We start from the raw sequence: 24,736 nt of genomic DNA, 5'->3' as shown, positions 1-24,736 counted from the left end.
TATGTTTATCAAAATATTTATACAATGTTATTAAATGTATCTAATTAAATACTTAATGTAAAGTTAATGGATTTATAAATTAAAAATTCAAATAATCAATAAGATATAATCCTAAATTGATTTGTGATGAACCCGAATAGACTTATAAAAATCCTATCATCGAGCTTACTATTTTCTAGTCCACTGGTGTTTGCCAATGGTATTCTCCTCAACGATGAAAACCTGAGAGATGATTTAAATTGGCTGAATCAACAAGGTGTGATTCAAATAAGCACCTCGACATGGCCGCTAAGTGGTGATGAAGTCCAACGTGCCCTCAACAATGCTAAAATTAACTCCATTGAACAACAAAAGGTTATTCAGGAAGTCGAAAGAGCGATTAAGCAGCAAAATGAAACATTAAAAGTGGATGCTTTCGCGGAGAGTGATCAAAAGAAAATCCCACAATCTTTTGCCGATCATCAAAAAGCACAATATGCGCTTGGTGCAGAGTTAAATCTTGGGGGGCAAAATTGGGATGCGAAGCTCAAAGTTAGAGGTGAAAAAGACACTCAGATAGACAATGGGCAAGACGTTAACCTAGAAGGCTCATATCTTGCGGGTAAACTTTGGAATCAATGGCTCATTGCTGGTCAGATTCCAACCTACTGGGGACCTGGACACGATGGTAGTTTGATACGTGGAGATGCAAGTCGACCAGTATATGGTTTCACTCTACAGCGTGCTGAACAGTCTGCTTTTGATCATAAATGGCTATCATGGATCGGGCCTTGGCAATACCAAGCTTTTGGCGGCCAGTTAGATGATTATAAAGCAGTTCCTGATGCTAAAATTATTGGTTTACGTTTGACCGCACAACCACTACCTTATTTAGAGTTCGGTGCATCACGCATTATTCAATGGGGTGGTGAAGGTCGCCCTGAGGATTTAGGAACTCTCTGGGATGCTTGGATTGGTAAAGATAATGTTTACGGGGATACTGTTAATCCATCTAACCAGATTGCTGGATTTGATGCGCGTTTGAATCTAAGCTATTTATTGAACCAGCCAATCGGCGTCTATGCTCAATACGTGGGGGAAGATGAAGCAGGTGGCTTACCTGCTAAGAAAATGTATCAGGCTGGGGTGGATTATTCTTCATCTTTAAAAAAAATGCCTTATCAGGTTTATGCTGAGTGGGTAGACACCACTACAAATGGGAAGGCCCAAGGAATATCTTATAATCACAGTGTTTATACAGATGGATATTATCAACATGGCTATCCTCTTGCACATGCGATTGGAGGAGATGGTGAGATGATTTCTTTGGGTGGAAATATTCGTTTTGATGCCATGAATAGACTTTCAGGTCGCGTATTATTTGCAAAAGTAAATCAATCAAATCGAGATACCAATGCTGCATTTTCTGAGGAAGATGATATCCAAGCATTAGATTTAAATTGGACGCATTTTGTGAAGCCGAATTTGCCATTAAAGATTAATGGTTGGATTGCAGATTCAGATCGTCATGGTAATGATGCAGGTGCTTCTGTTGGTATTGAAATACCTTTAGATGTCAAAAAACTGGGACGTTAATATTCTTAGATTAGTATTTGAAAAAGCCACCTAAAAAGGTGGCTTTTTTTACATGAGACTTGTTTGTATCCGAACTTTCATTTCTAAGCTAAGTTGCGCGATATAATCCTTCATCCATGGGTAATTCTGTCCCATTGGATTTACTTTAGTGGCTGTGTCTAAAAAACTAAGCTCAGGCTGAATGAATAATTGCTTTTCTAAGCAGTCTTTAAATTGCTCAGCGTTCGCATATAAATCTGTTTCAACTACAAAAAAATGTTTTGGATAATTGTAAAAGGCGTAGCACAAATTAAAAGCTTTTTGATTGCCTTTTAAATGACCAATACTAATTTCACTTCTATGATCTTGATTGCTATGTGTAACGCCAATCAAAAACTTTAGTTTTTGATCAGTATGTTCAACAGCAAACTGTAAGCCAATTTGATCAGCAGTTAACTCGTGCTGAACAAAAATATTTAAAGCAGAACCATTTTCAGTAAACGGTTCTTGTAACACTAGAATTTGATGATGCTGATAAATATGACCAGCAATTTGAGCTCGCTCTAAATGTTGTTTAAGAGATTCAAGGCTAAGCATGGGAGATAAAAATAACTAATTTAGAGATTTTTTATATTGAATGAATCCTGTCTCGGTTGCAACACGATTATACAAAAGTCTAGCGTTATCATTGCTTTTATGGGTTAGCCAGTACACTCTATCATAATTATTTTTACATTCATCATAGCTAAATTCTATTAATTTCCTGGCTAAGCCCTGATTCCTGTAATTTGCATCAATAAACAAATCTTGGAGATAACAATAAGGGAGTTTAGTCCAAGTGCTTGCGTGAGAAATGAGATGTACAATTCCGACGACATTTTGATTTTTTATAATGGCGTAGCCAAACATATCGGTTTGCGACGCATCAGATAATCGTTTGAAAGTCAGAGCCGCTTGTTGAGGATTCAATTCGGTCTTGTAGAATTCAAGGTAAGCTGACCAAAGGGCTAACCATTCTTGGTATTTTATATTAGAAAGGCCTGTAATTGTTATCATAATTAGATTGTCTCTTTGCTTATATTCTATTTGAGTATATTAATATAAAAAAACGAGATAAAGCTCCGTTGTCTAAATCACTATAATGAATATAAATTTTCAAAAGTGTCATAAGTACACATATTCTAGCTGGTGTTGTCCATGTCATTAAATGAGGAAAGACTTACTCATCTTAAACAGCTTGAAGCTGAGAGTATTCATATCATTCGCGAAGTTGCTGCAGAATTCGAAAATCCAGTCATGCTTTATTCGATTGGTAAGGACTCGGCAGTTATGCTGCATTTAGCGCTTAAAGCATTCTATCCTGCAAAACTCCCTTTTCCACTGTTACATGTAGATACAGGTTGGAAATTTAAGGACATGATTGCTTTCCGCGACAATATGGCTAAGCAACACGGTTTCGATCTTATCGTCCACCAAAATAAAGAAGGTAAGGATGCTGGGATTAACCCATTTGATCATGGTAGTTCGAAATATACTGATATCATGAAAACTCAGGGTTTAAAACAGGCATTAGATAAATACAAGTTCGATGCTGCATTTGGTGGTGCTCGCCGTGATGAAGAAAAATCACGTGCCAAAGAACGTGTGTATTCATTCCGTGATGATAAACATCGTTGGGATCCTAAAAACCAACGTCCAGAACTTTGGAATCTTTACAATGGTAAAGTGAATAAAGGCGAAAGTATCCGTGTGTTCCCATTGTCGAACTGGACTGAGCTTGATATTTGGCAATATATTTACTTAGAAAGTATTCCACTTGTTCCATTGTATTTAGCGGCAGAACGACCTGTTGTTGAGCGTAGTGGTACATTAATTATGGTGGATGATGAGCGTATGCCTTTAAAAGAAGGTGAAGTTCCACAAATGAAATCGGTTCGTTTCCGTACTTTGGGGTGTTACCCATTGACAGGTGCGGTGGAGTCGACTGCTAACACCTTGCCAGAAATTATCCAAGAAATGTTGCTTGCAACGAGTTCTGAGCGCCAAGGTCGAATGATTGACCATGATGAAGCGGGCTCGATGGAAAAGAAAAAGCAAGAAGGTTACTTCTAGAATCTCTCTGCCGCAGCAGTGCTGCTCCTCTCTTTGTAAAAGAGAGGAGTCATCCTCCTTTTTCAAAGGGGGGACGAGGGGGATTCAAATACACCGATTTCAACATATTTGTGGAGCTATGAGCCATGTCTCATCAATCAGATTTGATTAGCCAAGATATCTTGGGTTATTTAAAACAACACGAAAATAAAGACTTATTACGCTTTTTGACTTGCGGTAACGTAGATGATGGTAAATCAACTTTAATTGGTCGTTTACTTTACGATTCAAAATTGATTTATGAAGATCAATTGCAAGCCGTTACACGTGACTCTAAAAAAGTCGGTACAACAGGGGATGCACCTGACTTAGCGCTACTTGTAGATGGTTTACAAGCAGAGCGTGAGCAAGGTATTACGATTGATGTAGCTTACCGTTATTTCTCTACAGAAAAACGTAAGTTTATTATTGCCGACACTCCGGGGCATGAACAATACACACGTAACATGGCTACAGGTGCGTCTACGTGTGATCTTGCGATCATTTTAATTGATGCGCGTTACGGTGTTCAGACGCAAACACGTCGTCATACGTATATTGCAAGCTTACTTGGTATTAAGAACATTATTGTTGCGATCAACAAAATGGACTTGGTTGAATTCTCTGAAACTCGTTTCAATGAAATTCAAACAGAATACGCAGGCTTTGTTGCACAACTTGGCGATCGTAAACCATCTAACATCATCTTTACGCCGATTTCTGCGTTAAATGGTGATAACGTTGTAAACAAATCACCAAATACACCTTGGTACACAGGCGAAACTTTGATGGGTACGCTTGAATCTGTAGAGATTAATCGTACTTCAGCTAAAGCTGACTTCCGCTTCCCTGTACAGTATGTGAACCGTCCTAACCTCGATTTCCGTGGTTTCTGCGGTACGATCGCCCTAGGTGATATCAACGTTGGAGATACGATTACTGCGTTGCCATCAGGTAAATCATCTACAGTTAAAGAAATCGTTACTTTTGATGGTAACTTAGAACGTGCAGTTGCCGGTCAAGCAGTGACATTAACGTTAAACGACGAGATTGATATTTCTCGTGGTAACGTACTTGTACGTGCAGACCAAGAAGTACCGGCAATTTCTCGTTCTGTTCAAGCGACTGTTGTATGGATGGCTGACCAACCGCTTGCGATTGGTAAGTTATATAACGTGAAGATTGGTACGCAAACTGTTCCTGCTAAGGTAACAGCAATTAACTTCCGTACAAACGTAAATACGCTTGAAAAAGTTCAAGTTGAAAACTTAGAGCTGAATGCGATTGCGAATGTAACGATTGAATTTGATGCACCAGTAGTATTTGACCGTTATCAAGATAGCCGTTACACAGGTTCATTTATCTTTATTGACCGCTTAAGCAACGTTACAGTTGGTGCAGGTATGGTTGAAGAGGCAGTTGAGTGGACTGCACATAATGAGCCTGTAACATCAGAAGCACGTGCGGCGCGTTTGGGTCAAAAACCTGCTGCGGTAACTGTATCAAATGCTGCAATTGTGAATGCACAAGTATTAGAAAGCTTATTGATCCAACAAGGTGTTGTCGCGATAGCTAAAGCTGGTTTAACTGCTGAGCAAGTTGCATTATTACGTGAAACTGGAGTGGTGGTCATTACTGATACTGCAACAGGTACGGATGCAAGTTTTGAAGTAGAAGCTGCTGAAGAATTGGCTGAGAAGATTGTGGAATTGGTTCGTCTTTAAGATTGACTGATTTAAAAAAGCCCGCCTGATGGCGGGTTTTTTTATTTAAAATTCAATAACGACCACACTAGCCCTAATGAGCTAAGATAGAATGAACATTAACGATAAATTCGAGATATGATGAAAATAGTAGCGTATTTGCTTTTGATGCTCTTAACGGCATGTGTTAATGTTCCGATACAACAAAAACACCCTAGTAAAGCTTGTTTAGAATACCAACAAATGATGACAGCGCCTATGCCTAGAGAAGCTATGCAAAAACTGCAAAAAAAATGCTTCGAATCTAAAGAATTGAGATTAACGGTAAAATTGGACTAAAAACTTAAAACATTTTCGTAGAGTAGAAAAGCTAAAAAATAAAATCATCGTTTAAAGTTAAATATTTTTTTATTGCTCATGAGTCTTGATTAAGATGGAAACTAATCCATTCTATTTAATATACATTTACTAAGAAAAATTATTAAATCATGCCTCAAGGTTCAAAATTTTAACGATATTGGATTAGTTTTGTGTGCTTGAAACTTGAAAAATATAGGAATAGTGATTGCATTGGTGCTAAATTAAATGAGATGAAATGATTAGGCGCTACAATGAATAAAGCACTCCCAAAATTTCACCCCAAACATCTCAATTGGCTGATGCCGTTAATTTTGTCATGTTTGATGAGTGGTTCAATTTCTTTAATTAATATTGTAATGAATCGTGGATTTTTTGATGGGATCTGGGCGGTCTGGATAAAGACGTGGGCAATGTCTTGGTTAATCGCATTTCCATTGATCTTAATATTTTTACCTGTGGTAAGAAAAATCTTAATGCGTTTTGTAAAAACGATACCATAGCCCTTGAATGAAAGGTTTGATTAGCATTTAAAACAACAATTATAAAATTCTATGATCTTGCAACTGTTAAAAAATCGGGATAATTTTGCAAGTCGATAAAAATTACAACCTAAGGATTGGCATGACATATAACTCAGTATTCAAGGAAAACTTATTTCAGAATCAGGTCATCATTGTGACAGGAGGTGGTTCTGGTATTGGACGTTGTACAGCTCATGAGCTTGCATCATTGGATGCACAAGTGATTATTACAGGGCGTACCCAAGAAAAACTCGATAAAGTTGTTGCTGAAATCATGGAAGATGGTGGTAGAGCCTATGGCATCGCTTGTGATAATCGTGATGAAGCACAAGTGAAAGCCATGATTAGCGAAGTAACTAAAAAATTCGGACGAATTGATGGCTTGGTGAATAATGCAGGCGGACAATTTCCAGCGCATTTAGAAAAAATCTCAGCCAATGGATTTGATGCTGTCATTCGAAACAATCTACACGCTACATTCTATCTTATGCGCGAAGCTTACAATCAGTGGATGAATAAGCATGGTGGAAGTATTGTCAACATGACTGCTGATATGTGGGGAGGTATGCCGAATATGGGACATTCAGGGGCAGCCCGTGCAGGGGTTGATAATCTGACCAAGACAGCTGCTGTCGAATGGGGCAAATCTGGAGTTCGTGTGAATGCCGTAGCACCTGGATGGATTTTGTCATCAGGTATGGATACATATACTGGTGAAATGGCTGAAAAAGTGATTCCAAGTATGGCGGAGAAAGTTCCTTTGCAACGCATGGGAACAGAAGCTGAGGTGTCGTCAGCGATCGTCTATTTATTGTCTGAAGCGTCTAAATTTATATCGGGTGTCACGATACGGATTGATGGCGCAGCTTCTCAAGGCACACGTATATTTCCATTAAGTCCGGCTGAGAATAATCAAGCCTATGATGGATTTCACCGTTCTTTTTTACCCGAAGTGATTCAAAATTTAAAAAAATAAGAAATGCCCAATTGAAGCTTTAAACTTAACAATTGGGCATGTAAATTTAAAGTTTCTTACTGAATCGTGACTGTCACGGGTTTACCGTACAGGGTGTAGCTATAATTCGGAGCAATCGTGTATTGATAGCTCGGCATGACATAGGCTTTGCCTTTTTCACTAAACGTAATCGACTGACCATTTTTACTATATTTGGCAGAACCAGGCAGAACAATCATTGAATTAAAGTTTTGTGCTGAAGCCTTACCTATTTGAGTAACTTTTTCTCCACTAAAAACAACAGGCTGTCCCACTTTCGCAGTAATTTGACCTGGAGTATTGATCTTGACGACTAAATCAGAAGATTCATGAGCATAATCGGTGGTTAAGCCATGTGTTCCTTGTACATACATACGATTAAAATCATCTTTATTGGTACGGAATGTCCAAGGCCAGAAAGTTACGCCACGTAAGCTCGCCATTGACATTAACTCTTTGCTTAATCCTGCAAAAGACGGGTTAAATGTAGAAGAATATTTTTGAGTCGCGTCTAATATTCGACGTGTGTTTACAATATTGCTTTGTGCGTTCGGCGTACTCGTTAAGAAGCCTGTAGAAACACCCGGTAAGGTATTTTTCATCTGTAAGATTTGATCACCATTAAAACTAATAACAATCGATTGATCATAGGCATTATGCTTATCTAAAAGCTCTTTAATCTTCGCTACAATTTCAGGCTTAGCACTTTTAATTTCGATGAAATTGGTCACATGGGGGTATTTTTTGACTGCAGCCAAAACCTCATCCATGGTTGGAACTGGGCGACCATTGGGAATCGTACGTAACTGACGAATTTCAGCTAAGGTGAGATCTTCAGTATTTCTATTATCACCTGTGGTACGAGTTAATGTTCCATCATGCATTAGGAAAACATGACCATCTTTCGATAGATAGACATCATATTCAACTGCGTCAGCACCCACCTCAATAGCTTTAATTGTTCCTTCTAAAGTATTTTCATCCTCTAAAGCTGGAATGCCACGATGGCCTGTGATGAGGGGTTTTCTTAACAGGGTATTCGGTGCCATCTGCTTCATAATGTTTTGGAAAACATCTGGCTGTTGTGTATAGATCCCATTAATCCCAGTGCTTAAAATATCAGCTGCTTTGAATGCATCAATGCCATCTTTTTGATCTGGATGAAGTGTGCTTGCCCAAGGTGTAATTAATAAGCGTTGTAGATGAGATACGACTTCTGATTGCACTAAGTGCGGCGGTAAAATGACAATTTTTGATAAAGAAGAATTGGTATTATGCGCAATTTTTACAATATCTGATTTACTATTGGTTAAACCAGATTGTTTTGAATAGTCGAGTGCTGTACGCAATACAGGGATTTCAACACGAGCTTTACGTAAGAGTTCAGGCTGATCCGACACCAAGGTGATATCAGCGAGATCATAGTTTTCTGTCAACGTTTTCAGATTACGAATAGTTTTTTCTGAATTGATCGTTAATAGCGGAATATGATGTCGTGTTGAATCATTTAAATAATCTTTTAAATGAGTAATTTTCTTTTGATCTTGGTTAAGAAGATTGAGTTGCTCATCCAGTTGGTAGGCAACATGAGTTGCTAATGGAGCTGAGTTCAGTGTAGTTGCGCCAGCAGGCTGAGCGAGTGCTGGTGCCATAGAGACTGGCAATTGCTGATCGATTAGATCTGTAACTCGATTAGACTCTGGTAGGGCTTCAAGTTGCTCAGTCACTTTAATTGAATCTACACGCATCAAAGCGCCAGCTGTAGAAATGCCAATGCCACCCTGATTTAAATTGTAAGGTAGCGTGCTATCGAGTACGAGTTCATCATTAATATAATGGCGTACGCGTTGGCCATGTACGATGACTGTTGCTTTGTAGGTTTTATTTAACTCAAAATTCTCTTTATATGCAGATTTCTGTAAAACATTCCATGTGTTGTTAGGTTGACGCATAGAAAGTTCAAGACCACTTGCAGCGGTTGCATCAACACGAAATGCGAATTGATAGTATGGAGTAAAAGCTGGATCAGCATATTGATCAGCGGCACGATAAATCACGCTACCCCAACGACCACCATTGTTCTTTTCTAAGAACGCAAAATCCATATCAATACGATAATTACGATGTTGCTGTAGTTCATTTGGCAACATAATGGTCGTCATTTGAGTATCGTGCGCCGTACCATTGATGAATAGTGCTCCATCTTTAACTTCAATATTCCCTGGATTGCTACGAAGTTGAGTCCAATTGTTTGGAATAGCAGTTAAAGCATTGAAATTTTCTTCAAAAAGTATTTTGGGTACAGGAACTTCAATTTCTGGTGTTTCAGGTTCTGGAGATGGATTAGGATTTTCTGTTTGATCTGGATTTGATACAGCATTTTTTTGATCATCATCGGAGCAAGCTGTTAAGCTTAATGTTAATAATATTGCTGACGTCAGTGTTGTAAATTTCATCATTAAAAAGTACTCGAAAAGTATGTCCCTAAGCGAGACACAATCTAAGTACGTAAAATGACAATTCTATGGATTTGTCATAAAGTAAAAAAAATATTACATATTAAATATTTATGAAATTCATCAGTTTTAAATACTGTCGTGTTTAAGCGGTGAACATCATTAAAAGTCCAGTTGAAATCTTATGAAAAGATGAGAGAAAATGCGATTTTTGGAAAAAAACCAACTCAGCGAACTGAATTGGTCTCCAAATATCAATGTGGATTTCTTATTGAATGGTCACAGTCACGGGTTTTGCATAGATCGTATAGGTGAAATTGGGTGCTATGGTGTATTGGTAGCTTGGCATGACATAGGCAGTACCACGTTCACTGAAACTCACAGATTGACCATTTAGACTATATTTTGCAGAGCCTGGTAGTACGAGCATCGTATTGAAGCTTTGGTAACTTGATTGACCCAATTGCGTTAATTTTTGCCCAGTGATTTGTAAAGGTTGACCAACAGTTGCTGATATTTGTCGTGGAGTTTCAATTTTGACCACAAAATTTGATGCATCTTGTGCATAATCCGTGGTCAACCCATGTGTACCTTGAATGTACATACGATAGAAATCATTTTTTATTAAACGGAACGTCCAAGGCCAGAAGGTTACACCACGTAAACTTGCCAGATACATGACGTCCTGATTCAAACCACTATAATTCGGATTAAATGTTGAAGAAAATTGTCGTGTTGTTTCCAAAATTCTTCGAACGTTTAGAAAAGTAGTTTGTTCCTTTGGTGGATATACCAATAAACCCGTTGATACACCTTTTAGAGTGTTCTTCATTTGAAGAATTTGTTGCCCATCAAAACTTATGACAATCACTTGACCATATGCATCATGTTTATCAAGTAAATCTTTAATTTTTGAAATTATTTCGGGTTTTGCACTCTTAATCTCGATAAAATTGGTGACATGTGGGTATTTTTCAACTACTGCAGCCAATACTTCATCCATCGTCGGTACGGCAAGTCGCTGCCCGGTCGTTTTTAGTTTACGAACCTCTTCGAGCGTCATGTTCTCAATATTTTTTGCGATACCTGTTGTGCGTAAAACCGATTTATCATGCATTAAAACGACATGGTCATCTTTCGTCAGATAGACATCATATTCCACGGCATCAGCACCAACTTCTATCGCCTTAAGAATACCTTCAAGCGTATTTTCATCAACTTGAGACGGGATTCCTCGATGACCTGTAATAAGCGGTTTACGAAGTAGGGTGTTGGGCGCCATTGAGCGCATGATGGAATGAAATAATTCAGGCTGATGCGTATAAATGCCATTCACTCCTGTCGTTAATATCTCAGCAGCTTGATAGGCATCAAGCTTAGGGCTGGGCTGTCCAGAAGTATTGTGGGTAAAACCTGCCCAAGGTGTGATCAATAAACGTTGCAAGTGTGCAACCAGATGAGATTGAACCAAATGGGCTGGTAAAATCACAATTTTAGAAAGTGATGTATTGGTTGCCTGTGCAATTTTCACAACACTATTTTGATCTGAAATCAAATTGAACTTTTCAGACCAATCCAATGCTGTACGGATTTCTGGAATCTCCACACGCGCTTTTCTTAATAGATATGGATCATCAGAGACTAGCGTGACATCACTAAAATCATAATCTGAAGACAAAGATCTTAATTCAGCCAGTGTGTTTTCAGAGTCGATATGCAGAAGAGGAAGTGTTCTTTTGGTTTGATCAGAAAGAAGACTTCTGAGATGCATCGAGGTCTTATTGTCGAAATCTTTTAAAAATAATTGTTCATCAAGTTGGTACGCAATATAAGTGGCGGTATGAACGTTATCATTTGTTGATGAGTCGGCTGGTTGTGCTAAAGCGGGCGCCATTGCAACTGGATATTTGTGATCAATGACATCTGTGATCCGATCTTGAGTAGGGAGAGCATCAAGTTGTTCAATCACCCGTATTGTGTTGACCTTCATCAGCAATCCTGCTGCTGAAAGTCCAATGGCACCTTGGTTTAGGTTGGTGGGTAATTCACCATCAAAAACCAATTGATCATTCAAGTAATGACGAACACGTTGATCATGAACAACGACTGTAGCCTTATAAGGTGTATTTAAAGCAATGTTTGATTCGAATTTGGATGTATTGATGACATTCCATGTGTTATTTGAGCGTCTAAGTGCGAGTTCTAGACCATTATAAGCAGATGCATCTGCACGAATAGCAAACTGGTAGTATGGTGTATATTCAGGTTGAGCAAACACATCTGAAGCTCTATAAATAATACTTCCCCAACGAGTACCGTTATTACGCTCAAGGTATTCAAATTCTAACTCAATTTTATAGTTGCGAAGCTTTTGAAAATCCGAACTTAACATGATCGTGGTGGGTTTGATTAAGTCTTTGCGACCATCAATCAGTAAGGCACCTTCTTTAAATTGAATGCTACCTGGATTTGAAGGCAGGATATTCCAATCAGAAGGTATTGAATAAATTTCAGTAAAATCCAGATTTAAATATGTTTTTGGTTGTGGAACATTGATCGGTGTTTCAGGTTCGAGATCCGGTGGTAGAGATGGTTCTGGATCTTCAGGCTGAATTGGTATGGTTGGCTCAGGAGTATTTGGTAAGGTTGATTTAGCTTGATCTTCCCCAGAGCATCCTGCTAAACCGAGCATGAGCGATAGTGTGACAACTAGAGTCTGCTTTTTCATTTTAAAATTCTCGAGTGTACGATCCATGACGACCTTAAAATCTACGAAATTAAGGTTACAATTCCTTTGTAAATCAGAAAAATACGAAGCTTTGTTTGTATTATTAAGTTATTTTAATATTCGTGTCTGAGGCAAGGTTCAATATAAAAGAGTTAAAACTTGCCATCCACCAATAATGACACGAATGATCCCCAAAGCGACGAACAATATCATTTCAAAAAAACAGAAAAATAAAAAAGTCCAACCTGCTGCACCATCCACTTTGCTCGCATCGTATTCAATGTATAGCAATAACAACACCAGCCCAATTTGGAAGTAGATCATCGCAATTACTGCTGAATCCCATGGAAAACTTAACAAAAAAGTCCAACAGATGATGACCAAGGCAGCAAAACTGCATGGCAAAATAAATTGCAGCAAGTAACGCATATTATTTTCCCCCACAAAATAATGATTTGTTTTCATCCTTATACATAAGTAATACAGGACTTTATCAATGCGATCAACTATGATGAAATTGATTGAAATGAATGAAAAGTATTGTAAATAAAGGATTTGATTATGGCACAAAGCATGCAACACGTGATCATTACTGAACCAGGCGGCGTTGAGAAGTTGGCTTATGAAACGGTTGATATTCCGCAACCTAAAGACAATGAAGTCTTGGTGAAAGTACATGCTTTCGGCATTAACCGTCCTGATATTTTACAGCGCCAAGGTTTATATCCAATGCCTAAAGGGGTCACACCTGTACCTGGGTTAGAGGTATCAGGGGAAGTCGTTGCAGTAGGGGCTGAGGTAAACGCCTATCAGGTGGGGGATCAAGTGTGTGGACTCACCAATGGTGGTGGTTATGCCGAATACTGTGTGGTGCCTGAATCTCAGCTGATTAATATTCCTGCAGGGGTGAGTCATATTCAAGCTGCTGCAATTCCAGAAACATTTTTTACCGTTTGGGCGAATATTTTTCAACTGGGCAAAGCTAAAGCGGGGGAAACGGCTTTAATTCATGGCGGAACCAGTGGGATTGGAACAACGGCATTGATGTTGTGTAACGCATTTGGCTTAAAAACTTTTGCGACTGTTGGCTCAGATGAGAAAGTAAAAGCAATTCAAGATTTGACGCATGCAATTAATTATAAAACGGAAGACTTTGAACAGGTTATTCAGCAAGCGACTGAAGAAAATGGCGTAGATATTGTCTTAGATATGGTTGGAGCGCCTTATTTAGCTCAAAACTTGAATATACTACGTCGTGATGGACGTTTGGTTTATATCGCATTTCTTGGAGGAGCTAAAGCCGACGGCGTAAAATTAGGTCAAATCATGATGAAGCGTTTAACCATTACTGGCTCAACCATGCGTGCACGTACCACAGCAGAAAAAGCTAAAATCGCTCAAGATTTAAAGACACATGTTGCGCCGTTATGGGCAAAAGGTGAATGTCTACCGATGATCTATAAAACTTTTAATTTTAATGAGATTCAAGCGGCTCATTTAGCAATGGATGCAGGTGATCACATTGGTAAAATTGTGGTGAAAGTCTTGGATTAATCTCAACCACCTATGTTCGATTGAGTCAGCGCTGAGGATGAATAATCTGCTTCGTCCCAACAGACTTTAGATTATTCATCTGCTAACCAATTCTTAGACTGTTCATTGCTTGCGTCCAATCTTGGCAAGAACAGCGCGGACAATCTTGAAGTGGTTGTTGAAGTTCAGTGCAGAATCCACAATGTGTACACGCATATATTACGCTAGGTTTTACCTTGTATATTGATTGAGCTTGATCTGGAAAAATTGGTAAGCCATATTTAACTTGCTCATCGGGATAAAACAAAATACTGAAATTCCCATCGGACTCTAATAGGCCGACTCGAATTTGACCTAAATGCTCAACGGATTGACGACGCATTTCCGAAAAGAACTCATCATGCGACATATTACCTCGCTTGAATGCTTCAAGGACGAGCATGCCATCTTTTACGATGTAACAGGATTTACCTTCGACTAAGTCTTCGAAAGGCTGATATTTCATCATTAACCACGTTGTGGTGCGGTAAAGCAAGATGATCACACTCATGACGACTACGGCTTGAATTAAGGGTAAATCCTCCGTAAACATTGGATCTCCAGCAATTGATCCAAGACAAAGAATAATGGCAACTTCAAAGATGGAGAGTTGTCTAACCCCTCGCTTGCCAGTCAAACGAAGAAAAAGAATGATGAGTAAATACATCACCACACATCGGATTAAAATTTCGAAAACAAATACCCATGTGGTGTCGTAAAAAAAGATAGAAGCAAAATCCATTTGTTCCTCAATTTTCTAGGTGATTCTACTTAAGCTATCAAGCGCCAAAAAAAAGAAATACAGAATTATTGTCGAATTATTATGACTTTATGTAGATGTGGTGCGTGACTTGAATATTAAATCATGTTGTTTAAAAGATAGGGAGTGGAATTACAGTTGTTAATGTAATCAGGATTTTGAATATATGAGATAAGGTTGGCATTTTTTATTCATTACAATGATCCGAAATGTTTGTTATGTATTTGTAATATTCTGTTATATTCTTATGGTTGCATGTTTCGGTGTTTAACCAAGAGTTAAGGTGTATTTTGGATTCATTCCGTAATCGCGTTCTGTTCATATTTGCTGGATTAACCATTATCCTTGGGATATGCGTATCGCTGTATATTGGAAATATCGCATCTCAGCACTTGGCTAAAGCCAGTGGACAGACCCTACATGTCGCAGCAAAAAATATCAGTAATGCCTTGGCAGCTTCTCTTGCCGAACGCGAGCGCGAAATGGTGCTGCTCAGCCAATCTCCATTCTTTTCAGAAGCAAGTCTAGATGATCCACGTGTTCGTACACGCTTGGAACAAGTCAAAAATGCGTATGTCTATTATGCTTGGATGGGGGTAACAGATTTAAACGGTGATGTTCAAATTGCTGCGGATGGTATTCTTGAAGGTGAAAACGTTTCTTCACGGCCATGGTTTAAGGCAGGTTTACAGGGTACATACTTAGGTGATGTGCATGAAGCTGTGTTATTGGCAAAAAAAATTCAAGCTTTAAATCCTCATGAGCCGATGCGTTTTATTGATTTCGCAACACCAATCTATGATCCAAATACTCAAAAATTAAAAGGAGTGTTAGCTGCACATGCAGATTGGGAGTGGGCACGTCATATTCTCAATAAAGCATTATCTCAAACAGCATCTCAGCGTGGCATAGAAGTCTTTATCTTAAACAAACAGGGTGAACTGCTGTATCCATTTAAAAGTATTGGACGAGTCAAGCCACCTCAACTTAAAGTCAACGATGCACTTTATTATATTGATGATTGGAATGAAGGGCAGGATTTCTTAACCGCAAATATTGCGGTGAAGTCCGAGGCTAAAAGTGATATTGGTTGGCATGTGGTAATTCGTCAACCTTTGGCGATTGCTTTGGCAGATATGCGTGATTTGCAGTTCAAAATCTTCCTGATTGGTTTATTCGTCTCGCTGTTTATCTTTTATGTGATTTATCAACTTGCCAATAAATTGAGCAGACCCATTGAGGCTTTAGCTAAATCGGCTTATGCGGTCGAACAGGGAGACGTGCATACGGCATTTCATAGTCAAAGCAGCATCCGTGAAATCCAAGGCTTATCACATTCTCTACAAAGCATGACGCAAACCTTATTGGAACAGAAACAACAATTGCTTGAGGCAAACCAATCTCTAGAGCGTAAGGTTCAAGAGCGCACTCGAGCACTTGAATTGGCTAATCTTGAGTTGATTCGATTGTCACGACATGACGCATTAACAGGTTTACACAATCGCCGTGCTTTAAACGAACAACTTGAATACTTATTTGGTCAACATAAAAGAAATCAAATTGGCTATGCAGCACTTATATTGGATGTCGATTATTTTAAGCAAGTCAACGATCAATATGGTCATGATCAAGGGGATCAAGTGTTACAACAAGTAGCAAAAATCCTTGATCAAGCAACGCGTGAAACCGATTTTGTGGCACGTTATGGTGGTGAAGAATTTGTAATTTTATTGCCTGCAACACATCTGATGGGTGCGCAAGTTTTGGCAGAGAAAATTCGTACATTGGTGGAACAAGCTGTTATTTTGGCAGAGAAAACTTTGACCGTCAGTATTGGTGTCAGTGTGACTGATCTCAACGATGCTGATGCTTATGCCATTCTTAAACGAGCAGATCGACATCTTTATCAAGCAAAAGCCAATGGTCGAAATCAAACTGTGATCGATGCTTAAAATAAAGCATCCACATTTTGTTAAACTCAGTATTCTCTCATTGGACTAAACACCTGACGTGACTTCATTCGAAATTCAATCCAGTTCTTCTGCACAACTTGTTCAAGATCATAAGCTACGGGTTTTGATTGATCAGATTGAACAGCAAAAATTACAATTATCCGCATGGCAACACGCCCAAGAAGAAATTCGTGCCTACACGCAGAAGAAACTTATTCCTGTCTATCGTGATGTTTATCAAGTGCTGTTTCAGCAATTACAAAGTCTATGGAATAGCCTAAGTCAAATTGATTTAAATAAGTCGTCTCAAAAGGTTGTGGAAGAGAAGTGTTTTAACTTGACCCAAATGTTGAGCAAATCAAATATGCTCAATGAAACTCAACATGAGACAGTTGAAAAATTCCATATTTATTTCGAACAGGTGTTTGCTCAACCACGAAATAAGCAAGATAAAAAGAACAACTTCGAATCTAGTCAAGCACCAGATGCTCATGGTGAACAAAATGATTCAACGATTGATGACGATTCGTTATGGGACAAAGCGCAGTATCAACAAGCAAGGCAGCAAGCCAAACTTAAACGGCAGCAAGATAAACAAGCCGAAGCAGAAAAGTTAGTGAATCAATCCCTGAAAACAGTATATCTCAAAACTGCATCTATCATTCATCCAGACCGTGAACCGGATGAATCCAAAAAGGCTGCAAAGACGGCATTATTACAACGTGTTAATGAAGCTTATGAACAAGAGGACTTATTCACGCTATTGAAGTTACAACTTGAAGTCGAGCAACTTCAAGTCGGTATACAGAAAGCTATTCATCAAGATCAATTGAAGTACTATCAACAAGTATTGCAAGCACAGAGTTTAACTTTAGAAAAGCAAATCCAGATATTGATTAATAGCTTAGTGTGGTCAAACAAGGCAAAAATTGAAGTACAAAAAACTCAAGGTGCTTTAAATATTGAAAAGCTCTATCAACAGATTGACCAAGATGTTTCATCGTTAAAACAACAACTCAAATTGGAAAAGCAGCGTTTAATGGATATGTCAAAAGCTTCCGGGTTAGCATTTTTGATTGAACATTCACTTCTTTGAATCCAAAACATACGAGCTATAAATAGCTGTTACTGACATCTACTCATTCCGTATTTCTCAATGGTTGATTGTCCTATTATTAAAAAATTAATATTATAATTTATATAAAATGTGTATTTTGTCGCATTTATTTGATGTATTGACCATAATATAACGATAATGCTCTAAAAACTAAAACTAGGAATAACATGAAAAGTAAAAAAGTCTCAGACATTATGATTGAAGTGTTGGAACAAGTCGGCGTAAAGCACTGTTACGGCATTGTTGGAGATACGCTTAATCACTTTACCGATTCTTTATCGCGTAGTTCTATTCAATGGATCAATGTTCGCCATGAAGAAGTAGGTGCATTTGCAGCAGGTGCAGATTCATTGATGAGTGGCAATTTAACAGTATGTGCTGGCTCATGTGGTCCTGGAAGCTTGCATTTTATTAATGGTCTGTACGAATCACACCGTAATGGTGCGCCTGTGGTTTTGATCGCAAGCCAACTTTCAACCGAACAAGCAGGCTATTTAGATTTTCCCCAATATGTCGACTTTAAAGAAATTTATAAAAGTTGTTCTGTATATTGCGAGGAGATCAAAGCAGCCAGTCAAGTCAGACATGTGATGACATTGGCCTGTCAGGCAGCATTGAATAAACGTGGCGTAGCGGTGGTCATTATGCCAACCAATATCAGCAGTCAATATATTCAGGAATCATTGGATTTCAGGGTACATCATCCGCAGCCTGAAACTACGCCTAATCCTGCTGAACTTGATCAGATTAAAAACTTCATCAATGCTCATCAAAAAGTCACGATTTATGCGGGTATTGGAGCTCAGCATGCTCACGATGAAGTGGTTGAACTTTCGAAAAAATTAAATGCACCCGTTGTGCATACCTCACGTGCAAAACATTTTATTGAATATGATAATCCTCATAATATGGGGATGAATGGTATGTATGGCAATAAAGCAGCCTTACATGCGATTAATCATAGTGAGGTATTGTTACTGCTTGGAACGGACTTTGCGTGGCCACAGTTTTATCCTAAACACGCGAAGATTATTCAAATCGATGTCGATGCTACTCATTTAGGTCGTCGCTATCCTATAGATTTTGGTGCTGTTGGACATATTGCACCAACGCTGCGTGCTTTAATCCCTTTAGTTGAAAACAAGCAGAACCAACACTTTATTCAAGAGTGCTTAGATTTAAAGAAAGTTGCAGATGCAGCTCGTTTGAAAGAAGAGCGTATAGGTAAAGATGGTTTGATCCACCCGCAATATGTGGTGGCGCTCCTCAACAAATATGCAGATGATGATGCATTTTTTACTGGAGATGCAGGCTCATCGAAGCTATGGATGCTTCGTCACATCGATACCAATGGTAAGCGTAAATTGCTATGTAGTTTACTGCACGGTACGATGGCAAACTCGATGCCTCAAGCACTCGGCATTAAAAAAGCCTTTCCTGAACGTCAGGTGATTGCGCTATGTGGTGATGGTGGTCTGAGTATGCTGTTGGGTGATCTCATGACCATCGTACAGGAAAAGTTGCCGATCAAAATTGTTGTCTTTAATAACCATTCGCTCAATTTTGTAGAGCTTGAACAAAAAGTTGATGGCTTACTGGATAATTTTACCAAGTTAGCGAACCCTGATTTTGGCAAAGTGGCTGAAGCGATCGGGATTTATGGCATGACTCAAAAAGATGGTCATGGTTTGGAAGCAGCTATTCAGAAATTTTTAGCTCATGATGGTCCTGCACTAATCGATATTCATACCAACCCTGTAGAGTTGGTGATGCCACCAGAACCAAAATTTGAGCAAGTGAAGGCGACTTCATTGTATGCGATGAAGGCGGTTTTAGCTGGTCGAGGAGATGAGGTAAAAGATCTAATCGTGAATAATTTTATAAAATAAAATCGTTCGTCTCTTTAATCATTTTTTATGACAGTTTCTTCAAGTACTCATGGGATATTTATATCTGCTAGGCTTGAAGAAGCTTTTTTATACCGTTAAGTAAAGTTTTAATAAAAAATACAGTAAATTTACAATAAAAAATATCTTAAAAAATAAGCATTAACTCTTCATAAAATCATTTTGATCAATATCGTCATTGTTCCAACTGCTCATAGTTTCTATAACTGTTTTCCATTTTTGATTCAGTCATGATCAAGATGTGGAGATCATTTGATCTATGAGAATATCAAATAGATCAAAATAATAATGGTAAAAATCACATAAATTAATGAACGGTTCGCGTATTAAGGTTTAATGATGAGAAGTTTTTTTCAAGTATTTTCACTTTCTATTCTTTCTTCAAGTGTATGGGCAGGTGCAGATTGGGATTATCACCACCCTGAACAATGGAACACACTGAGTCCCAATTTTGCAGCCTGTTCTGGTCATAATCAGTCACCAATTAACATTGAGCGTTCTGTAAAAGCGGATTTGAAACCATTGCAGTTTAGCTATCAAACTTTGATTCAACGTATTCATAACAATGGTCATACGGTTCAAGTCGACTTTAAAGAAGGCGGAGAGTTGATGCTGGATGGTGATCGTTTTCAACTCAAGCAGTTTCATTTGCATACCCCAAGTGAAAATAAAATCCATGGCAAACAATATCCGCTAGAAATCCATTTTGTACATGCCAATGCCAAAGGAGAGCTGGCTGTCGTGGGGATGATGTATGCACAAGGTGCAGAGAATCCGCAATTGGCAAGAATATGGAATTCATTACCGAAGCTAAAAGGGCAAACTGTTGTGTTAAAACAGCCCCAGTCTGTTAATCATTTATTGCCAAAGAATTTGAATTATTATCGTTTTAGTGGTTCACTCACTACGCCACCATGTTCTGAGGGTGTTCGCTGGCTAATTTTAAAAGAGATTCAAACAGCCTCAGCCAAGCAGATTGAGGACTTTGCCAAGTTATTGGGACATCCGAATAATCGTCCAGTTCAACCTTTAAATGGTCGAATTATTGCGGAAAATTAAGATGTAAAGCATGTGCTTTTTGGGCAGACGTCGGTCTGCTTTTTTTTTGCACTTTATAGGAGGAGTAGCTAATTAAAGGCTAAAATAGTTTTTTCTGCTTTTGATTTGTTTATGTCTTTTGATCTTAAAACCACGCCCCAAACGGTACTTGAAGTTTCACCGCAGCATCATAAACTGAATCGTTTAATTGATGAAATTGAGCAGCAAAAGCAGTTATTACGTGCATGGCAAAATGCCAAAGATGAAATTCGTGCTTATAGTCAAAAGGCTTTGATGCCAGCATATCGAGAGCTTTACAGCATTTTGTATGAACAAATGCAGACCCTATGGAATAGCCTAAGTTTATATGGTCTAAGCAAGTCAGATTGCACAGTGGTGGAAGATAAAATTCAAAATCTTGCGCAATTACTGAAAGACACACATTTGCTAAATCAAAAGCAGCTCAATGAAGTCGATCAGCTGTATGCCTATTTTGCACAGGCAAAGGTATATGCTCAGAAAAAAACAAAAAAGAAAGCAGAACAGTCTTTAGATGTACTTGAACATGACGTGAAGCAAGATGACTTTGATGATTGGAATAGTGATCAATTCCAACAAGTACGTGAACAAGCCAAGTTAAAACGCCAGCAAGAAAAACAAGCGCAGGCTGAAAAAATGATTAATCAATCACTCAAAACCGTGTATTTAAAAATCGCGTCTATTATTCACCCTGACCGTGAGCCTGATGAATCGAAAAAAGCAGAAAAGACCGAACTGTTACAACGTGCCAATGAAGCCTATGAACAAGAAGATTTGTTCTTTTTACTTAAACTTCAGCTTGAGGTTGAGCAAAGTAAGAATGGTTCAAACAGGGGGTTAAGTTCGGAGCAAGTGAAGTTTTATCAGCAGGCTTTAGAAGCACAAAGCCAAGCCTTAAAAGAACAGATTCAAGCCTTGATTGATTCGCTTGTATGGTCAGACAAAGCCAAAATTGCGGTGAATAAGTCAAAAGGGCAACTGAATATTGAGCAGTTGTATAAGCAGATTGATGCGGATGTGTCTGCGGTGAAGCAACAGCTAAAAGCTGAAAAGCAAAGGCTGAGTTTTATGGGGAAAGAGAGTGGGTTAGAGATGTTGTTGGGGCATGGGGTGTTTTAAATGTGTTAAATGAAAAAAATTAGGATTCTATTTCTTTAAAGAAGGATTAGAAATGAGATGCTAAAAGATAAATTATTTATTAAAATCAAATAATAAAGAATTTAATTTAAGAGTTTTAGCTATGCAAATAACACCTTCTGATCCAGATATAGCAACTATATATAGAAAAATTTCAAATGGGAGATTAGATTTACAACCTGATTTTCAAAGAGGGGAAGTATGGAGTTTAGCGAAAAAACAGCGATTAATTGATAGTATTTTAAGAGGATGGCATATACCTCCAATACATGTTGTTCAGCCTAAAAATGGAGAAAATCAAGAGGTTCTAGATGGACAGCAGAGATTAGTTGCTATTAGAGATTTTATTAATGAAGAGTTCTGTATTAATGGAGAACAGGCACCTTTTGATTCTAAAATTTTTGATTTGAATGGGTTTAAATGGAAAGATTTACCTAATGCTATCAAAGAAAGTTTCCTTGATTTTACTATTCGTATTCTTACTCTAACAGATTATAAAATAGAAGAGCCAGGTGAATTGTTCTATAGACTTAATCAACCTACTAATTTAACTTCTGCAGAACAGCGAAATGCATTTTTTGGTGACACTAGACAACAAGTTAAAGAACTATCAAGCTTCATGGTAAACGATTTGGAGCTAAATACACATAATATCGGGTTCTCAAACTCTAGGATGGCCTATGATGATATAGTATCTAAGTTTCTTATCACTCTAGAATATAAAACGTTAAAGAAAAAAATTACAGCAAATGTCGTAACAACTCGTTTTAGAGATGGAAAAGCATTTGAACAAGATTTAATTATATTGGTTAAAAAAATATTAATAATTTTTTGTGAAATTATAAATAAATCAAAGATAAATATAAAATTAAATAAAGCTTCAACTTAAGTTGGTTGTTATTTATATATAAATATGATGAACATTATGGCGATGTAGACACTCTAATAAATTTTTTTGAAAAATTCGAAAGTAATAAGGATAGCATTGGATGTAATAGCCAATTAGAATCCTTAATTTATTCTGTATATATTGATAGAAGTAGTGCTCGTGTTGCAGATACAATGTCTGTAATCTTACGAGATTTATCTCTATGGGCGATATTTTGTATTACATTTTATGAGGAATTTGATGCGGATTTAGTTGATTATATAAAGCTATTAGAAAAAAATATTGCTGAAAATAATAATTCAGTGAATGAAAGAGATTTTGAAAATTTAGTATCTAAGCTTAATTGGGGAGAGTTGCTATGAGTTCCCATTTAAGAGATGCGAGGTTTTCTGACTATTGGAGAACATTGTACAAGAAAAATTTTCCTCTTAAAATTAATAATATTAGTGTAAATAGTGCAAATATTTTTCATAATTTAGATCTAAGTTTTAATGGTAGCTTAAATGTTATTATTGGGAAAAATGGCGTAGGAAAAACTAATTTTTTAAGAAATATTTTTAATGCGTTAAACTCGGAAGGTGAAACTAATAGAGCTAATTTTGATAATCTACTTGATAAAAATGATATTTTTTTAAAATATAAAATCAATGATCTTGAAAAAAATTATAAATTTTCCTATCAAGGTGCTGAAGATCAAAGCGAAGATATATTAAGTTTTATTTTTGATCCATGCTATTTAATTCCTGACTTAGTTAGTCTTATCAGGACACAACAAAATTTTAATGAAATTTTTGAAGGAGTTAATAGTTTGGATTATTCATCTGATAAACTGGATGAAATTAACTATATTACGAATAATTTATATAAAAAAATTTCTGTTTTTAATATAGAGGATGAATATCCAAACTTTCCAATTTTTCCAATTTTTATTGTTGAACGTGATGGGCTTCAATATGATAGTAGATCTATGGGGTTAGGTGAGCTTTCAATGCTCTATCTTTTTTGGATGTTGGATTATATTTCTAAAGATAGTAAAAATATTTTACTAATTATTGAAGAACCTGAGAGTTTTATATCTCCTTTAGTTCAGAGTCGATTGATCAATATTTTAGTTAAATATATAGTTGATAAAAACTTGAATTGTATCATTAGTACACATTCAGAACATATTTTAAAAAAAATTCCTGCTACGAGTTTAAAACAGCTTATTTACTCTCCAAGAAAAAATGAATACAAATTTATTGAGCTGAAAAATTTAGAAATTTTACAAACTTTGGGTTTATCAATTCCAAAGAAAGGAATCTTATTTTTTGAAGATAAGGCGGCTGAATTATTTCTTAAACAATTAATTAATCAGTCGCATTTAAATGCTGTGGAAAATTTTTATTTTCATTGTTCAGGTGATGACAGTCATATAGTGAGCCATCTTAATGAAATGCCTAAGGCTCTGAATAATTTTCAATTTATAGGCGTATTTGATGGGGATGCAAGAAAAAAAGTTCCAAGATTATTAGAGGCTGGTACTAAATCTATATTTTTGCCAACTGAAATGGCACCTGAGCAAATTATAATGGAATATATTGATGCATGTGATTTAGAAAGCATCGATGAATACCTGCATATTTCTATAGGAAGTTTTGACAAGGCTTATCAGTTAGTAACTGGAGCTGATCATCACGAGATATTCAGAAATATAGCCAATATTTTAGGTTATGATTTTGACTATTTATTCACAGAACTATGTAAAATGTGGATAAAGGATGAAACATCGGAATCTCAGGTTAGTCAATTTATTATTCAGTTTGATGCATTTTTTAAATAAAATAAAGGGCTGAATAATCAGCCCTTTATACTACAAATTAGATCAAACTAACGACAC

At 37.3% G+C, this 24,736-nt stretch carries 21 protein-coding genes; 15 read left to right on the top strand and 6 right to left on the bottom strand.

All coding sequences use genetic code 11. From position 1 onward, the window contains the following. Window positions 1-126 precede the first annotated feature (126 nt). Window positions 127-1,575, top strand: a complete 1,449-nt coding sequence (locus tag AC1M9B_RS05980) for a capsule assembly Wzi family protein (RefSeq protein ID WP_481608761.1) — start codon at window positions 127-129, stop codon at window positions 1,573-1,575. A gap of 48 nt (window positions 1,576-1,623) precedes the next feature. Here AC1M9B_RS05980 and AC1M9B_RS05975 read toward each other — a convergent pair whose 3' ends face one another. Both AC1M9B_RS05975 and AC1M9B_RS05970 read right to left on the bottom strand, forming a co-directional pair. Then, a complete protein-coding gene (locus tag AC1M9B_RS05975) occupies window positions 1,624-2,151 on the bottom strand; it encodes a hypothetical protein (protein WP_092766877.1) in 528 nt (175 codons plus the stop codon). A gap of 15 nt (window positions 2,152-2,166) precedes the next feature. After that, window positions 2,167-2,610: a GNAT family N-acetyltransferase gene (locus tag AC1M9B_RS05970; RefSeq protein ID WP_179997707.1), complete on the bottom strand. Its 444-nt coding sequence runs from the start codon at window positions 2,608-2,610 to the stop codon at window positions 2,167-2,169. A 141-nt stretch (window positions 2,611-2,751) separates the two neighbouring features. On the opposite strand from AC1M9B_RS05970, the gene cysD reads away from it, so the two are divergent. From cysD to AC1M9B_RS05945, 5 genes are all read left to right on the top strand, one after another. Next, entirely contained in the window at window positions 2,752-3,666 is a 915-nt protein-coding gene (gene cysD, locus AC1M9B_RS05965) for a sulfate adenylyltransferase subunit CysD (protein WP_035266686.1), read from the top strand. A gap of 125 nt (window positions 3,667-3,791) precedes the next feature. Beyond that, the gene (cysN, locus tag AC1M9B_RS05960) at window positions 3,792-5,408 is read left to right on the top strand and encodes a sulfate adenylyltransferase subunit CysN (RefSeq protein ID WP_481591941.1); all 1,617 of its coding nucleotides are present in this window, start codon (window positions 3,792-3,794) and stop codon (window positions 5,406-5,408) included. A gap of 117 nt (window positions 5,409-5,525) precedes the next feature. Next, window positions 5,526-5,726, top strand: coding sequence for a hypothetical protein (locus AC1M9B_RS05955; RefSeq protein ID WP_481608760.1), 201 nt, complete (start codon window positions 5,526-5,528; stop codon window positions 5,724-5,726). 272 nt (window positions 5,727-5,998) lie between these two features. After that, window positions 5,999-6,247 (top strand): DUF2798 domain-containing protein, encoded by a 249-nt coding sequence (locus AC1M9B_RS05950; RefSeq protein WP_035266689.1) that lies wholly within the window; start codon window positions 5,999-6,001, stop codon window positions 6,245-6,247. A gap of 121 nt (window positions 6,248-6,368) precedes the next feature. Beyond that, complete coding sequence (locus AC1M9B_RS05945; protein ID WP_092766872.1) at window positions 6,369-7,244, top strand: SDR family oxidoreductase; 876 nt, start codon at window positions 6,369-6,371, stop codon at window positions 7,242-7,244. A gap of 56 nt (window positions 7,245-7,300) precedes the next feature. Here the strand turns inward: AC1M9B_RS05945 and AC1M9B_RS05940 are convergent, their stop codons facing one another. The 3 genes from AC1M9B_RS05940 to AC1M9B_RS05930 all read right to left on the bottom strand — a co-directional run bounded on the left by AC1M9B_RS05940 (window position 7,301) and on the right by AC1M9B_RS05930 (window position 12,875). Then, on the bottom strand, window positions 7,301-9,721 hold the full coding sequence (locus AC1M9B_RS05940; RefSeq protein WP_481608759.1) for a glycerophosphodiester phosphodiesterase family protein: 2,421 nt from the start codon (window positions 9,719-9,721) through the stop codon (window positions 7,301-7,303). A gap of 265 nt (window positions 9,722-9,986) precedes the next feature. Then, a complete protein-coding gene (locus tag AC1M9B_RS05935; RefSeq protein WP_481608758.1) occupies window positions 9,987-12,446 on the bottom strand; it encodes a glycerophosphodiester phosphodiesterase family protein in 2,460 nt (819 codons plus the stop codon). A 138-nt stretch (window positions 12,447-12,584) separates the two neighbouring features. Beyond that, window positions 12,585-12,875, bottom strand: a complete 291-nt coding sequence (locus AC1M9B_RS05930) for a hypothetical protein (protein WP_481591944.1) — start codon at window positions 12,873-12,875, stop codon at window positions 12,585-12,587. A gap of 132 nt (window positions 12,876-13,007) precedes the next feature. Here AC1M9B_RS05930 and AC1M9B_RS05925 point away from each other — a divergent pair, with 132 nt between their 5' ends. Then, window positions 13,008-14,000, top strand: coding sequence for an NAD(P)H-quinone oxidoreductase (locus AC1M9B_RS05925; protein WP_481608757.1), 993 nt, complete (start codon window positions 13,008-13,010; stop codon window positions 13,998-14,000). Window positions 14,001-14,082: 82 nt separating this feature from the next. Here the strand turns inward: AC1M9B_RS05925 and AC1M9B_RS05920 are convergent, their stop codons facing one another. Next, window positions 14,083-14,760: a YetF domain-containing protein gene (locus AC1M9B_RS05920; protein WP_035266694.1), complete on the bottom strand. Its 678-nt coding sequence runs from the start codon at window positions 14,758-14,760 to the stop codon at window positions 14,083-14,085. Window positions 14,761-15,068: 308 nt separating this feature from the next. On the opposite strand from AC1M9B_RS05920, the gene AC1M9B_RS05915 reads away from it, so the two are divergent. The 8 genes from AC1M9B_RS05915 (at window position 15,069) to AC1M9B_RS05880 (ending at window position 24,679) form a co-directional block, all read left to right on the top strand. Beyond that, window positions 15,069-16,730: a sensor domain-containing diguanylate cyclase gene (locus AC1M9B_RS05915; protein ID WP_481608756.1), complete on the top strand. Its 1,662-nt coding sequence runs from the start codon at window positions 15,069-15,071 to the stop codon at window positions 16,728-16,730. A gap of 58 nt (window positions 16,731-16,788) precedes the next feature. Next, a complete protein-coding gene (locus tag AC1M9B_RS05910) occupies window positions 16,789-17,826 on the top strand; it encodes a molecular chaperone DnaJ (protein WP_481608755.1) in 1,038 nt (345 codons plus the stop codon). A 188-nt stretch (window positions 17,827-18,014) separates the two neighbouring features. After that, the gene (locus AC1M9B_RS05905) at window positions 18,015-19,736 is read left to right on the top strand and encodes a thiamine pyrophosphate-dependent enzyme (protein WP_481608754.1); all 1,722 of its coding nucleotides are present in this window, start codon (window positions 18,015-18,017) and stop codon (window positions 19,734-19,736) included. Between the two features lie 357 nt (window positions 19,737-20,093). Further along, window positions 20,094-20,813 carry a carbonic anhydrase gene (locus AC1M9B_RS05900; protein ID WP_481608753.1) on the top strand — a complete coding sequence of 240 codons (720 nt, stop codon included), beginning with the start codon at window positions 20,094-20,096 and terminating at the stop codon, window positions 20,811-20,813. A gap of 111 nt (window positions 20,814-20,924) precedes the next feature. Then, a complete protein-coding gene (locus AC1M9B_RS05895) occupies window positions 20,925-21,950 on the top strand; it encodes a molecular chaperone DnaJ (protein ID WP_481608752.1) in 1,026 nt (341 codons plus the stop codon). Between the two features lie 121 nt (window positions 21,951-22,071). Further along, window positions 22,072-22,857: a DUF262 domain-containing protein gene (locus tag AC1M9B_RS05890; RefSeq protein WP_481608751.1), complete on the top strand. Its 786-nt coding sequence runs from the start codon at window positions 22,072-22,074 to the stop codon at window positions 22,855-22,857. 173 nt (window positions 22,858-23,030) lie between these two features. Continuing rightward, complete coding sequence (locus AC1M9B_RS05885) at window positions 23,031-23,219, top strand: hypothetical protein (protein ID WP_481608750.1); 189 nt, start codon at window positions 23,031-23,033, stop codon at window positions 23,217-23,219. Continuing rightward, window positions 23,216-24,679 (top strand): ATP-dependent nuclease, encoded by a 1,464-nt coding sequence (locus AC1M9B_RS05880; RefSeq protein WP_481608749.1) that lies wholly within the window; start codon window positions 23,216-23,218, stop codon window positions 24,677-24,679. The genes AC1M9B_RS05885 and AC1M9B_RS05880 overlap by 4 nt, the downstream gene beginning before the upstream one ends. Window positions 24,680-24,736: the final 57 nt, after the last annotated feature.

The sequence above is a fragment of the Acinetobacter sp. ANC_7513 genome, from assembly GCF_056779915.1.
Note: the sequence above shows the minus strand (reverse complement) of the source record. Positions and strands in the feature narration are given on the sequence as shown.